This is a genomic window from Pseudomonas sp. CH61, from assembly GCF_059429415.1.
The window spans coordinates 866516-881691 of sequence record NZ_CM182098.1 but is presented as its reverse complement, the minus strand read 5'-3'; the positions used below and the strand labels follow the sequence as shown (position 1 = coordinate 881691).

Genomic DNA, 15176 nt, shown 5'->3' with positions numbered 1-15176 from the left:
AGTTATTCGGAGTCAGATCCGGCGCTTCGCGAGCAGGCTCGCTCCCACGGTTAACCGCGCTCCAATGTGGGAGTGAGCCTGCTCGCGAAAGCGCCGGAAGAACAACGCCCTGCCTTCAGGCAGACAAAACCCGCCGCCCCGGTTGAACGGGACGGCGGGTTTTGTCGTTTCAGGCGTCGCTTACACCGTATCCACCTTCAACGAATGATCATTCAACATGCCGCTGATGATCGTCGCCGTGTCATGCCCGCCAGCCACCACCCCGCCCGCCCCCGGCGTCACGCCGTAATGGCTGGCCAGATTGACGCCGGCCAGATCAATCGTCTGGTTCGGCGTTGCGCCGGCCATGGCGCTGACGTCGATGCTGGTGAGCACCGAAGCGCCACTGCCGCTGACAGTGAAGTGCAGGTAGTCATCCAGCGACGCCGTGGTGCCGTTCTCGCCCTGCAGCAGTTGCGACAGGTCGAGTTTGTCGGTGCCGGGGGTGAAGTCGGTGATCAGGTCATGGCCGCTGTTGCCCTTGAGCCACTGGAAGGTGTCGGCCCCTGAGCCGCCGGTCATGGTGTTGTTGCCCATGCCGCCAATCAGCAGGTCGTCACCGCCGCCACCGTTGAGGATGTCGTTACCGAGGCCACCGTTGATCACGTTGTTATTGTTGTCGCCGGTCAGGGTGTCGTTGAAGTTCGAGCCGACGAGGTTTTCGATGCCGGTCAGGGTGTCAGTGCCGGCGCCGAGGGTGTTTTGTGCACCGAGCAGGCCGAGGTTGACCGTCACCCCGGCGGTGGCGTGGGCATAGCTGGCGGTGTCGATGCCAGTGCCGCCATCGAGCAGGTCATTGCCCGGGCCGCTATACAGCAAATCATTGCCGGCGCCGCCGTGCATCTCGTTGTTGCCTGAGCCTGCGCTGAGCACATCATTGCCATCGCCAGCGTTGAGGATGTTGTCGCCGCTGCCGGCCACCAGCACGTCATCTCCCGAGGTGCCAGTGAGGGTGTGGCCATCCTGATAGCTGATGCTCACATTGGCCGTGTCGCTGCCGCCATGGTTGTCGTTGGCGGTGTAAGTGCCGTGGAAGTCCGGGGTGACATCGTGGGCCCCGGCGTAGTTGACCGTCATGGTCAGTTGATAGTTTTCCGCCGCGTTGGGGTTACCGCCGCCGCTGGGATTGGCGATGTTGGTGACGTGGATCTGGTAGGTGCCATCGGCGCTGGCAGTGATCGTGCCACCATCGGCAATCGCGACGAACGCGCCACCGTTGAGCGAGTACTCCAGAGTGATGTGCCCGGCTGCCAGGTTGTGATCCAGGTTCAGCGTTTCGCCCTGTTTCAGTTTGACCGTGATCAGGTCTTCATCATTGGCATTGGCGTTGGTCACCGCGCCGAGGTAGCCGCTGATCACCAGCACGGCGGTCATCGCTGCGGTGTTGGCGGCGAACGCATTGCGCACATCGGCCAGGGTCTGGTTGGCGGCGGTGTTGTTGTTGCCGTTGAACGTGATCGCGCCGGTACCGGTGAAGTCCGCGCCCTTCGCTATCCAACCGGTGTTGAAGGTGGTCGGCGTGGCGTTGAGCGTGTCGCCATTCGGATCGGTGTCGTTGGCCAGCAGCAGTTCGCCCGGCACGACGATATTGCCCGACAGCACGTTGGTGATGACGTGATCGTCGACTGCCACGGGTGGCGCGTTGGGGATCACTTTCACGGTCAGCGTCGAACTGGCGAGGTCGCCGTCGTTGTCGCTGACGGTGAAGCCGATGTTCTCGGTGATGACCACGGCCGTGGTTTTCTGCGAGGTGTAGGTGTAGTCGCCGCTGTCGAGGTTGATCAGCAATGTGCCGCCATTATTGGTGGCGATGCTCAAGGTGTTGTTGGCGGTGTTGAAGGTGCCGTGATTGATGCCGCCACTTGGCGTCAACGAGCCTTGGCCGCTGAGGGCTTTCGGGTCGTAGGTGTAAGTGGTGCCGTCAACCACGATGGACTTGATGAAACCGCCATCGGCGCCAAAGGTGCCGCCCTCGCCCAGCAACGAACCGGTGACCGGCGCGCCCTGCACGGTGCCCGACAGCACCGAGTTGAGCTGGTTGAGATCGGTGACCACCACCGCGTTGGTGTTGGTGTGGCTGATGCCGTCGTAAGCCAACGGATCGAGGTTGGCGTTGCTCACGCCGCTGCCCAGGCCAATCGCGTAGTTCTTGATGTTGTTGGCATCGAGGAAGGCTTTGAGCGTCGCTTCGTCGGCAGTACCAATATCGCCCTCGTTGGGTTTGCCATCGGAGAAGAAGTAACCGACGTTCTGCGCCCCGGTGAGTTTGCCCGAGGTGTTGAACGCGTTGTACATGGTCGCCACGGCAGCGTCGTAGTTAGTACCGCCACCAGCGGTGAGGCCGGCCAGCAGGGTCTTGGCCGTGGCCACATCGACCCACACCGTCGTCCGGTCGGTGGCGTTGCTGCTGAAGGTGACGAGCTGCACTTTGACATCGCCGAGGTCATCGTACTTGTCGAGCAAGGCGCTGATGGCCTGTTTGGCCAGCGCCAGTCGCGACAGGCCCGGTACGCCGGAGGCGTCGGCCATACTGCCGGAGATGTCGAGGACGATGAGGATGTTGGAATCGATCTCCACCGCCGCCACCGAACGATCCGACGCCACCGCTTTTGGCACGTCGTCGACGATGTTGACCACGAGGGTGCTGGTAGTGCTGTTGCCCAGCGCGTCAGTGGCTTGGTAAGTGAAGCTTTCGCTCAGAGTGTTCGCCCCGTCGTTGGCGCTCGGCGAGGTTTTCGGCGCCGAGGTCAGCGTGTAGGTGTAGGTGCCGTCGGCGTTGAGCTGGATCTGCCCGTAGGTGCCGGTGGCGCTGCCGACCAGGGTGTAGGTGATCGCGCCTGTGCCGCCAGTGACCGCGCCGACCAGCGTGCCGGTGGCGGTTTCGCCGGTGTTGCTCGGATCGCTGCCGGTGACCGTACCGGGGGCCAGATCCGCGCCGTCCTTGCTCAGGTCGAGGGCTTTTTCATAGACCGTCACGTCCTGATCGACCGAGGCCAGCAGTTTGCTGTCGGCGACGTTGATGGTGATGGTCGTGGTGCTTTCATCACCGTCGCTGTCGCGGATCGTATAGGTGAAAGTGTCGGTGGCGCCCGGTGGGCTCACCGAGTTCGGGTTGCTGTGATAGACAGCGTTGCCCGCCGCATCGAGGGTCAGGTAACCGAAGTTGCCATTGATGTTGCTGTTGAGGCCGCCGATGGCCGAAGTGCCAGTGTTGCTGCCGGCGCGCACGCCGACCACCGTCGCCGCGCCATCGGCACCGCTGACGTCATTGCCCAGCACACTGACGTTGACCGTGCCGCCCTCCGCCACCGAGCCGGTGTCGGGTTTGGCAGTCGGCAGGTCATCGACGATGTTGACGTTGATCTGGCCGTTGGCGGTGCTGCCATCGGTGTCCGTCGCCACGACGTTGAAGTTCTCGGTGAGGCTGTTGGCACCGTTGGCGTTCGGGTGAGTTTCGTTGTCGACCAGGGTGTAGCTGTAGCTGACGACACCGGTTGCCGGGTTGTAACCGGTGATGGTGAAGGTGCTGCCCAGCGGCGAAACCACCGATTGCGGGAAGCCTGCGGCCACGCCATTAGTGACCACGGCAATGCCACCGACGGTGAGGGTTTGCAGACCATCGAGCGCAGTGACGGTGAAGGTGCCGCTTTGGGTCAGCGCCGGGTTGTTGGGGCTGGTGCCGTCGCTGAGGTTTTTCTCGTAAACGGTGAGTTCGCCGCCATTGACGTCGAGGCCATTGAGCAGCACCGGATCGTCATTGTTGTGGATATTCAGCACCAGGTTGGCGGTACTGGTGTCGCCATCGGCATCAGTCAGCGTGTAGGTGAATGTCTCGGTGCCGTTGCCGCCGCCGTGCAGGTTTTTGAAGTCAGCATCGTTGGGGTTCAGCGTGTAGGTGTAAGTACCGTTGGCGTTGAGCACCAGCGTGCCGTAAGTACCGGTGAAGGTGCCTGCGGTGATCGGCCCGGCATTCGGTCCGGTCGCGACCACATCAGCACCTTGCACATCGTTGCTCAGCACATTGCCGGTCAAGGTCAGTTGCGTTTCCGAAGCGCTGTTGGCGTTGTTGTCGTTCACGGCTTTCGGCACGTCATCGACGATGCTGACGACGATGGTGCTGGTGACGATGTTGCCCAGTGAATCAGTGGCCTGATAGGTAAAGGTTTCGGTCAGAGTGTTGGCGCCGTCGTCGGCATGCGGCGTGGTGCTCGCCGGCGAGGTCAGCGTGTAGGTGTACGTGCCGTTGGGGTTGAGGACAATCTGCCCGTAGTTGCCGGTGGCGCTGCCGACCAGTGCATAGCTGATCGCGCCGACCGCCCCGGTGACCGAACCGACCAGGGTGCCGGACGCGGTTTCGCCGGTGTTGGTCGGGTCGCTGCCAGTGACTGTACCGGGAGCCAGATCCGCGCCGTCCTTGGTCAGGTCGAGGGCTTTCTCGAAGACGGTGACGTCGGTGTCGCTGGTCGCGCACAGCTTGCTGTTGGCGACATCGATGGTGATGGTGGTGGTGCTTTCGTCACCGTCGGAATCGCGCACGGTATAGGTGAACACATCCACTGCGCCCGGGCCGTTCACGACGTTGGGATTGCTGTGGTAGACGGCGTTGCCGTTGGCGTCCAGGGTCAGGTAGCCGTAGGTGCCGTTGATGTTGCTGTTGAGGCCGCCGATGGCCGAGGTCGAGGTATCGGAGCCAGCGCGCACGCCGACCACCGCGCCGGTTACGGCCGGACCATCAGCGCCACCGATGTCGTTGTTCAGCACGTTGCCGCTGACCGTGCCGCCCTCCGCCACCGATGCGGCGTCAGGGTGGGCGCTCGGCAAATCATCGACGATGTTGACGTTGATCTGGCCGCTGGCGGTGCTGCCATCGGTGTCGGTGGCGACGACGTTGAAGTTCTCGGTGATGCTGTTGGCGCCGTTGGCGTTTGGATGGGTTTCGTTGTCGACCAACGTGTAGCTGTAACTGACCACGCCGGTCGCCGGGTTGTAACCGGTGATGGTCAACGTGCTGCCGAGCGGCGTGACGATCGATTGCGGGAAGCCTGCGGCCACGCCACCAGTCACCACGCTGATACCGCCCACGGTCAGGGTTTGCAAGCCATCGAGCGCGGTGACGGTGAAGGTGCCGTTTTGGGTCAGCGCCGGGGTGTCGGGGCTGGTGCCGTCACTGAGGTTTTTCTCGTAGACCGTCAGTTCGCCGCCATTGACGTCGAGGCCATTGAGGTAGACCTGATCATCATTGTTGTGGATGTTCAGCAGCAGATTCGCGGTGCTGGTATCGCCATCGGAATCGGTGATGGTGTAGGCGAAGGTTTCCGTGCCGTTGCCACCGCCGTGCAGGTTTTTGAAATCTGCGTCGTTGGTGTTCAGCGTGTAGGTGTAGGTGCCGTTGGCGTTCAGCACTAACGTGCCGTAAGTACCGGTGAAAGTGCCTGGGGTTACCGGCCCAGTCGGTACGCGGTCAGCGCCTTGTACATCGTTGGTCAGGACGTTGCCGCTCAGTGTCAGCAAGGTTTCCGACGCGGTACCGGTGTTGCTGTCATCCACGGCTTTTGGCAGGTCGTCGACGATGTTTACGTCGAGGGTGCCGTTGGCAGTGGTGCCGTTGTCATCGACCACGGTGACGGCGAACTGTTCAGGCAGGTTGTTCGCGCCATTGGCGGTCGGGTGCGCTTCGTTGTCGACCAGGGTGTAGCTGTAGCTGACCACGCCGGTGGTGGCGTTGAAACCGGTGATGGTCAGTGTGCTGCCCAATGGCGTGGTGACCGATTGCGGAAAGCCTGCGGCTACACCATTGGTGACCACGGCGATGCCGCCGACAGTCAGCGTGGTGACGCCATCGAGTGCAGTGATGGTGAACGTGCCGCTTTGGGTCAACGCGGTGGAGTCCGGTGCGCTGCCGTCAGTGAGGTTTTTCTCGTAAACGGTAAGTTCGCCGCCATTGACGTCAAGGCCGTTGATGATCACCGGATCGTCGTTGTTGTGGATCTGCAGCACCAGATTCGCCGTGCTGGTATCACCGTCGGAATCGGTGATGGTGTAGGCGAAAGTTTCCGTGCCGTTGCCACCGCCGTGCAGGTTTTTGAAATCTGCGTCGTTGGTGTTCAGCGTGTAGGTGTAGGTGCCGTTGGCGTTCAGCACTAACGTGCCGTAAGTACCGGTGAAAGTGCCTGGGGTTACCGGCCCAGTCGGTACGCGGTCAGCGCCTTGTACATCGTTGGTCAGGACGTTGCCGCTCAGTGTCAGCAAGGTTTCCGACGCGGTACCGGTGTTGCTGTCATCCACGGCTTTTGGCAGGTCGTCGACGATGTTTACGTCGAGGGTGCCGTTGGCAGTGGTGCCGTTGTCATCGACCACGGTGACGGCGAACTGTTCAGGCAGGTTGTTCGCGCCATTGGCGGTCGGGTGCGCTTCGTTGTCGACCAGGGTGTAGCTGTAGCTGACCACGCCGGTGGTGGCGTTGAAACCGGTGATGGTCAGTGTGCTGCCCAATGGCGTGGTGACCGATTGCGGAAAGCCTGCGGCTACACCATTGGTGACCACGGCGATGCCGCCGACAGTCAGCGTGGTGACGCCATCGAGTGCAGTGATGGTGAACGTGCCGCTTTGGGTCAACGCGGTGGAGTCCGGTGCGCTGCCGTCAGTGAGGTTTTTCTCGTAAACGGTAAGTTCGCCGCCATTGACGTCAAGGCCGTTGATGATCACCGGATCGTCGTTGTTGTGGATCTGCAGAACCAGATTCGCCGTGCTGGTATCACCGTCGGAATCGGTGATGGTGTAGGCGAAAGTTTCCGTGCCGTTGCCACCGCCGTGGAGGTTTTTGAAGTCGGCGTCGTTGGTGTTCAGCGTGTAGGTGTAGGTGCCGTTGGCGTTGAGCACCAAGGTGCCGTAAGTCCCGGTGAATGTGCCGGCGGTGATCGGCCCGGCACTTTCATTGGTCACCACGCGGTCCGCGCCCTGCACGTCGTTGGTCAGCACGTTGCCGGTCAGTGTCAGTTGCGTTTCAGACGCCGTGCCATTGCTGTCATCAACGGCTTTGGGCACGTCGTCGGTAATGTTCACGTCGAGCGTGCCGTTGGCAGTGGTGCCGTTATCATCGACCACGGTGACGGCGAACTGCTCAGGCAGATTGTTCGCGCCGTTGGCGGTGGGGTGCGCTTCGTTGTCGACCAGTGTGTAGCTGTAGCTGACCACGCCGGTGGTGGCGTTGAAACCGGTGATGGTCAGCGTGCTGCCCAACGGGGTGGTGACCGATTGGGGGAAACCTGCTGCTACGCCATTAGTGACGACGGCGATGCCGCCGACGGTCAGGGTCGTCACGCCATCGAGTGCGGTGATGGTAAACGTGCCGCTCTGAGTCAGCGCGGAGGAATCCGCTGCGCTGCCGTCGCTGAGGTTTTTTTCGTAAACGGTGAGTTCGCCGCCATTCACGTCGAGGCCGTTGATGATCACCGGATCGTCGTTGTTGTGGATCTGCAGCACCAGATTCGCCGTGCTGGTATCACCGTCGGAATCGGTGATGGTGTAGGCGAAAGTTTCCGTGCCGTTGCCACCGCCGTGGAGGTTTTTGAAATCTGCGTCGTTGGTGTTCAGCGTGTAGGTGTAGGTGCCGTTGGCGTTCAGCACTAACGTGCCGTAAGTACCGGTGAAAGTGCCTGGGGTTACCGGCCCAGTCGGTACGCGGTCAGCGCCTTGTACATCGTTGGTCAGGACGTTGCCGCTCAGTGTCAGCAAGGTTTCCGACGCGGTACCGGTGTTGCTGTCATCCACGGCTTTTGGCAGGTCGTCGACGATGTTTACGTCGAGGGTGCCGTTGGCAGTGGTGCCGTTGTCATCGACCACGGTGACGGCGAATTGCTCAGGCAGATTGTTCGCGCCGTTGGCGGTTGGATGCGCTTCGTTGTCGACCAGGGTGTAGCTGTAGCTGACTACGCCGGTGGTGGCGTTGAAACCGGTGATGGTCAGTGTGCTGCCCAATGGCGTGGTGACCGATTGCGGAAAGCCTGCGGCTACACCATTGGTGACCACGGCGATGCCGCCGACGGTCAGGGTGGTGACGCCGTCCAGAGCGGTAATGGTGAACGTGCCGTTTTGGGTCAACGCAGTGGAGTCCGACGCGCTGCCGTCACTGAGGTTTTTCTCGTAAACCGTCAGCTCGCCGCCTTCGACGTTCAGGCCATTGATGACCACCGGATCATCGTTGTTGTGGATCTGCAGGACGAGGTTGGCAGTGCTGGTATCACCGTCCGAATCAGTGATCGTGTAGGCGAAGGTCTCGGTACCGTTGCCGCCTCCATGGAGGTTTTTGAAGTCCGCGTCGCTGGTGTTCAGCGTGTAGGTGTACGTGCCGTCGGCATTCAGAACCAAGGTGCCATAGGTGCCAGTGAAAGTGCCCGGGGTTACCGGACCGGTTGGCACGCGATCAGCGCCTTGCACGTCATTGGTCAGGACGTTGCCGGTCAGCGTCAGCAGGGTTTCCGATGCGGTGCCATTGCTGTCATCAAACGCTTTGGGCACGTCGTCGGTGATGTTGACGTCGAGCGTGCCGGTCGCGGTGTCGCCATTGCTGTCGCCGGCAATCACCGTGAACTGTTCGCTGAGATTGTTGGCGCCGTCACCGGCCGCGTGGCTTTCGTTGCCGTTGAGGGTGTAGCTGTAGCTGACAACGCCAGTCGCCGGGTTGTAACCGGTGATGGTCAGGGTGTTGCCCAACTGCGAGGTGATCGATTGCGGGAAGCCGATCGGCACACCGCCAACGATAACGTTGATGCCACCGATGCTCAGGCTGGTCAGACCGTCCGGCGCCGACACGGTAAAGCTGCCGCTTTGCGTGAGTGCACCAGGATTGGCCGCCGAGCCGTCAGGCAGATTGGCTTCACTGAGGTTCAGTTCGCCGCCAGCCACGTTCAGGCCTGTGAGGGTCACGGGATTGTTCACCGGTGGCGGCACCACGGCAGCCGGGGTGTCATCGCCGCTGTCGATCACCGCGTTGTGGCGTTCTTCAGGGAATTCGGGAATACCGCCGAATCCGGCAGTAGGGAAACCGATGATCGGATCAACCCGGCCGCCAACTTCCGTCAGCAGGACAAAACTGTGGCCGCCGCCCGCCTCTCCGGGCGCACCGCCCGGGGCATTCGGACCGGCCGCGGTGGCTTCAGCGGTTTTGCTCGGGTCGTCACCGGCGGCAATGGCTTTCTGGATCTGCTCGACGTCGGTCAGTTGCGCGTCGCTCGGAGTCACTGCCTCAGCGGCATTTACATGCACCGCCTGACCCGCCAGTAGTTCACCGGTCATGGTCATGCTGCTGCCGCGTCCGAGGGTCAGTTCCTGGCCGTTTTGCAGATGGACGGCGACGGCGCCCTCTGCGCCGGTGATCAGTTGATCGCCGGCATACAGGCGATCCCCCTCAACCAATGCGCGTTTGGTACCGTCGGCTGACTGGGCGAAAACCTGGCCAATGACTTTAGTGACTGTGCCGATGAGCGTTGCCATGTGAAATCCTCCGCTGCCGACCACCGTCGGCACTGGTAAGCGAAGCAGCCCATGGCTCAATCGGGTTGTTGGAGGCGACGCTCGCACCTTCAACAGTTCGTTTCGCAGGTAGCTTCTTTCGGAAACTTCAGTGCTATCAAGCACTTCCGCATCCCGATCAAAGCAATACGCCCACTAACGCTACGTAACGCTGATGAATCACTCGAGTGACAAAAAAATGTCACCCATCAGCTGCTACGCGTCCCTCCCCTTCAGCAGTACTTCGCCGTATGTCGCAAAGTGAGTGGAACTTTCCTCAAGCCTTCCTGCGCTCCCTAAAGCGCATAAAACAAAGGCTTTCGTGCTGAACAATGTGCCGGTTTTTGCAAAGCGCATAAGTTTTTTTCGGCATAAGCCTTATGAAAATTTTTTCTTAGCTACGCTTCAGGATGTTCTTAGCTCTGTTGTTACAAGAGTGAAACGCTTGCACCTAAAAATATCGTCAAATATTTGGCGACAGTAACATACCATCAGGACTCAGGGAGATGCACCCATGCGCGTTCTAACCCCCCTCTGCAGCGCGGTTTTGCTGGCCATGGCTTGCACTTCCCAAGCCCAGGCCATGAACCTCACCGAGGCCATTCAAAGCACCATCGCCACTCACCCGGAACTGGCCTCGCGCGTGGACGCGCGCCTGTCCGCTGATGAACAAGTCAAAGTGGCCAAGGGCGGCTTCTATCCGTCCGTCGATTTGAACGCCGCGTATGGCCGTGGCTACAGCGATAACACCAACACCCGGGCCTTCGGTAATCACCACACCGAAATCCTCAATTACACCCAGTCGGAGCTGCGCCTGCGACAAATGCTGTTCGACGGCTTCAACACCGCCAACGAAGTCGAGCGCACCAAAGGCGTGTCCAATTCCCGCGCATATTACGCGCAAGGCACCGCTCAGGATCTGGCCCTGCGCACCATCGAGGTCTACCTCGAAGTGCTCAAACGTCGCGAGCTGGTGACTCTGGCCAAGAACAACCTGCAGGCGCACTTGCGCGTCAACGACCAGATCGGCCTGCGTACCGAGCGTGGCGTAGGCAGCACCGCTGACTCCGACCAATCGGTAGCCCGTAAGGCCTTGGCGCAAAACAACCTCGACACCGCCGAAGTCGATCTGGCCGACGCCGAAGCCAACTTCTACAGCGTGGTCGGGCGCATGCCCGATGAGCTGGAAACCCCAGCCTCGACCCGCGGCGAACTGCCGACCGAATTGCGTGAAGCCCAACAGAGCATGGTCGACAACAACCCGTATCTGAAGTCCGCCCAGGCTGACGTGCAATCGGCCGAGAGCCAGTACGAAGTCGCCAAGTCGCCGTTCTATCCACGCTTCGACGCGGAAGCGGCCGTCGGTGCGAACAACAATGTGCAGGGCGATGAAGGCCACGACAACGAATGGCGCGTGGGGGTGGTGATGAACTACAACCTGTTCCGCGGCGGCAGCGACAAGGCGCGCCTGGCCTCCGATGCGCACCAGATCAACCAGGCAATGGACATCCGCAACAACGCCCTGCGCCAGCTCAACGAGAACATCCGTCTGGCCTGGAACGCTATGGTTAACGCGAAGAAGCAGACCCCGACTGCCCGCGAATACGCCGAAACCACCAAACGCGTGCGTGCCGCGTATCAGGATCAGTTCGGCCTTGGTCAACGGACTTTGCTCGACTTGCTCGACAGTGAAAACGAGCTGTACAACGCCAACCGTCGCTACACCGAAATCCGCTACACCGAGGAGTATTCGATGTACCGCGTGCTGGCGAACATGGGCCAGTTGTTGAGCAAACAACGGGTGGTGCTGCCAGCCGATGCGATCGCTGCGACTGAGGTCAAAAACGAAGCGCGCTTGCCCGAGCTGAAATAAGTCCCCTGTTGATCGTTCCCACGCTCTGCGTGGGAATGCCTCAATGGACGCTCTGCGTCCGCTTTGGGACGCGGAGCGTCCCGGGCTGCATTCCCACGCGGAGCGTGGGAACGATCAATGTGTGGATTCCCGTGCCCGTTCAACAGAGGCGATCAATATGACCAGCATGGAACCCGGCCACACCGGGATCGATCCGCGGCTGAGCTTCGATGATCCGTTACTCGACGGTCTGTTGATCCTTTGCAAACTGCATGGCGCAACGGTCAGTCGCGCCAGCCTGAGTGCCGGGCTGCCGCTGAACAAACAACGCCTGAGCCTCGACTTGCTGCCGCGCGCCGCTGCCCGGGCCGGGTTACAGGCGCGGGTTCTGCGCCGCGAGCTGAAAGACATCTCACCACTCAACCTGCCGATTCTGCTGCTGCTCAACGACGGTCGCACTGCTGTTTTACGGCGCTTCGGTGACGACGGCAAAGCGCTGATCCTGCCCAGCGAAGCCGATGGCGGTGAGCAATGGATCAGCCGCGACGAACTCACTGAACACTACAGCGGCCAGGCCTTGTTCGCCCGTCCGCGCCATGAACTCGAAGACCTGCGATCACCGCTGGTGCCACGGGTGCATGCGTGGTTTCGCGACACCCTGAAGCTGTCGAAATGGTTGTATAGCGATGCGATTCTCGCCAGTTTCCTGATCAACCTTTTAGGCCTGATGGTGCCGCTGTTCGTCATGCAGACCTACGACCGCGTGGTGCCGAATCAGGCGACGTCGACCCTGTGGGTGCTGTCGATCGGACTGTTGATCGGCACCGGTTTCGAACTGGTCTTGCGGGTGGTGCGTGCGCACCTGCTCGACACCGCCGGCAAGAAAACCGATGTGATCCTTTCCGCGACTTTGTTCGAACGCATCACCGGCATGTCGATGAAGGCGCGGCCAGCGACCATCGGCGGTTTCGCCCAGAGCATTCATGACTTTCAGGGCCTGCGTGAATTCCTCACGGCAGTAACCCTGACCAGCCTGATCGACCTGCCCTTCGTGGTGCTGATGCTGGTGGTGATCGGCCTGCTCGGCGGCTGGCTGGTGGTGATTCCGCTGCTGGCGTTTCCGATCACCATCGTCTTCGCGATGATCATTCAGGTGCGCCTGCGGGACACCGTGCAAAAGAGCCTGAGCCTAGGCGCCGAACGTCAAGCGGTGCTGATTGAAACCCTCGGTGGCCTGGAGACCCTCAAGGCCTGTAGCGCCGAAAGCGAGCGCCAGCACAAATGGGAAAGCACCCACGGCGCCCTCACCCGCCTCGACAGCCACGCACGCAATCTGTCGGCGCTGGCCACTAACGGCACGTTGTTCATTCAACAATTCTCGGGGATGGCGACCATTGTTGCCGGGGTTTACAGCATCATCGCCGGCAACCTCAGCGTCGGTGCGCTGGTCGCCAGCTACATGCTCGGCAGCCGCGTGCTCGCGCCGCTGGGGCAGATTGCCGGGCTGATCACCCGCTATCAGCAAGCGCAACTGACCATGAAAAGCACCGATGCACTGATGGCCCTGCCACAAGAGCGTGACGGCAAACAGCGGCCGCTGGAGCGCACTCAACTGCAAGGTGCGCTGGACGTCAGCGGCGTGACCTTTCATTACAACGGCCAGAATGCGCCGGCGCTGAGCAATGTCAGCTTCAGTCTGAAACCGGGTGAGCGGGTCGGCATCATCGGTCGTAGCGGTTCGGGCAAAAGCACGTTGGCGCGATTGGTCATGGGCTTTTATGAACCCGAGGAAGGCCAGCTGTTGCTCGACGGCCTCGACCTGCGCCAACTCGACGTCGCCGACCTGCGTCAGCAAATCGGTTATGTCGCCCACGACTTGCCGCTGCTGGCCGGCAGTTTGCGCGACAACCTGACCCTTGGCGCACGCTACATCAGCGATTCACGCATGCTCGAAGTGGCCGAACTGACCGGCGTTACCGAACTCGCTCGCCAACATCCGCAAGGTTTCGACCGTCCGGTGGGCGAACGCGGGCAATTGCTCTCCGGCGGCCAACGTCAGGCGGTGTTGCTGGCGCGGTCGCTGTTGCTCGATCCGCCGATCATGCTGCTCGACGAACCCACCAGCGCCATGGACAACAGCAGCGAAGACCAACTGCGGCAGAAGCTGCACGGCTGGGTGCAAGGCAAGACCTTGCTGCTGGTCACCCACCGCACTTCGATGCTGAGCCTGGTAGACCGCTTGCTGGTGCTGGACAACGGCCGGGTCGTCGCCGACGGTCCGAAAGAAGCGGTCATCGATGCACTGCGCAAGGGCCGTGTCGGCTCGGCGGCGGTCTAGGAGTTGCCCCATGTCTGCTTCCTCCGATAGCAAAGAGCGCGGCTACTTCGACAGTTTCGGCAAAAGCGCCGAAGCCGAATTCATGCCGGAAACCGCCGGCGCGTCCTTGCAGGATTCGCCGCGCTGGTCGCGGATCACCGTGTGGCTGGCGGCGGCGCTGCTGATCAGCGCGGTGGTCTGGGCCAAATTCGCCGTACTCGAAGAAGTGACCATGGGCGAAGGCAAGGCGATTCCGTCGAGCAAGATTCAGGTGATCCAGAACCTTGAGGGCGGCATCGTCACCGAGATTTTCTTTCGTGAAGGGCAGATGGTGAACAAGGGCGACACGCTGCTGCGTCTGGATGACACACGCTTTCGCTCGAACAAAGGCGAGAGCGAGGCGGATCGCTATGCGTTGACCGCGCAGGTCGAACGGCTGTCGGCGGAGGCCGAGGGCCGGCCGTTCAAGCTCTCCGATGAAGTCATCGCCAAAGCGCCGCAAGTCGCCGAAGACGAGCGTTCGCTATACGAACAACGTCAGCGCCGGCTGGCCAGCGAGCAGCGCACGTTGAGCGAACAACTGCGGCAGAAGACTCAGGAACTCGCCGAGTTTCGCTCCAAGCAAGGCCAGTTCAGTTCCAGTCTGGCGCTGCTGCAGCAAGAAATGAACATGTCCGAACCGCTGGTAAAAACCGGTGCGGTATCACCGGTGGAAATCCTCCGACTCAAACGCAGCGCGGTAGAAATCCGCGGCTCATTGAACGCGACAACGCTGGCTATCCCCCGCGCCGAATCGGCGATTGCCGAGATCCGCAGCAAGATCGACGAGTCCGAGCAAACCTTCCGTTCGGAGGCGGCGAAAGAGCTGAACGAGAAACGCACCGACCTGTCGAAAATCACCGCGACCAGCATCGCTATCGACGACCGCGTCACCCGCACTACGGTGACTTCACCGGTGCACGGGGTGATCAAACAATTGAAGGTCAACACCATCGGCGGCGTGGTTCAGCCGGGCAGCGACATGGTCGAAATCGTACCGCTGGAAGACAACCTGTTGATCGAAGCCAAAGTGCGGCCGCAGGATGTGGCGTTCCTGCATCCGGGCCAGAAAGCCATGGTCAAGTTCAGCGCTTACGACTACACGATTTACGGCGGGCTGAGCGCCAAGCTTGAGCTGATCGGTGCGGATACGATTACCGATGACAAGGGCAACAGCTTCTACCTGATTCAGGTGCGCACCGATAAAAACCACTTGGGCGGGGATGTGAAACCGTTGCTGATTATTCCGGGGATGGTGGCGACGGTGGACATTATTACCGGGGAGAAAAGTGTGCTGGATTACCTGCTCAAGCCAGTGCTGAAAGCCCGGACCGAGGCGATGCGCGAACGCTAGCCGATGATCGTTCCCACGCTCCGCGTGGGAATGCCGCCCGGGACGCTCCGCGTCCCTTTGCGACT

The 15176-nt window shown here is 61.1% G+C and carries 4 protein-coding genes; 3 read left to right on the top strand and 1 reads right to left on the bottom strand.

Annotated elements, in window-relative coordinates; translation table 11 throughout:
* Positions 1 to 180: 180 nt before the first annotated feature.
* Positions 181 to 9531 carry a retention module-containing protein gene (locus AC5SEM_RS04040; RefSeq protein ID WP_495472231.1) on the bottom strand — a complete coding sequence of 3117 codons (9351 nt, stop codon included), beginning with the start codon at positions 9529 to 9531 and terminating at the stop codon, positions 181 to 183.
* 532 nt (positions 9532 to 10063) lie between these two features.
* Here AC5SEM_RS04040 and AC5SEM_RS04035 point away from each other — a divergent pair.
* From AC5SEM_RS04035 to AC5SEM_RS04025, 3 genes are all read left to right on the top strand, one after another.
* Positions 10064 to 11422 carry a TolC family outer membrane protein gene (locus AC5SEM_RS04035; RefSeq protein ID WP_077571597.1) on the top strand — a complete coding sequence of 453 codons (1359 nt, stop codon included), beginning with the start codon at positions 10064 to 10066 and terminating at the stop codon, positions 11420 to 11422.
* Between the two features lie 157 nt (positions 11423 to 11579).
* The gene (locus tag AC5SEM_RS04030) at positions 11580 to 13739 is read left to right on the top strand and encodes a type I secretion system permease/ATPase (RefSeq protein ID WP_495472230.1); all 2160 of its coding nucleotides are present in this window, start codon (positions 11580 to 11582) and stop codon (positions 13737 to 13739) included.
* A 10-nt stretch (positions 13740 to 13749) separates the two neighbouring features.
* The gene (locus AC5SEM_RS04025; RefSeq protein ID WP_095119047.1) at positions 13750 to 15111 is read left to right on the top strand and encodes an HlyD family type I secretion periplasmic adaptor subunit; all 1362 of its coding nucleotides are present in this window, start codon (positions 13750 to 13752) and stop codon (positions 15109 to 15111) included.
* The last annotated feature ends 65 nt before the right edge of the window (positions 15112 to 15176 follow it).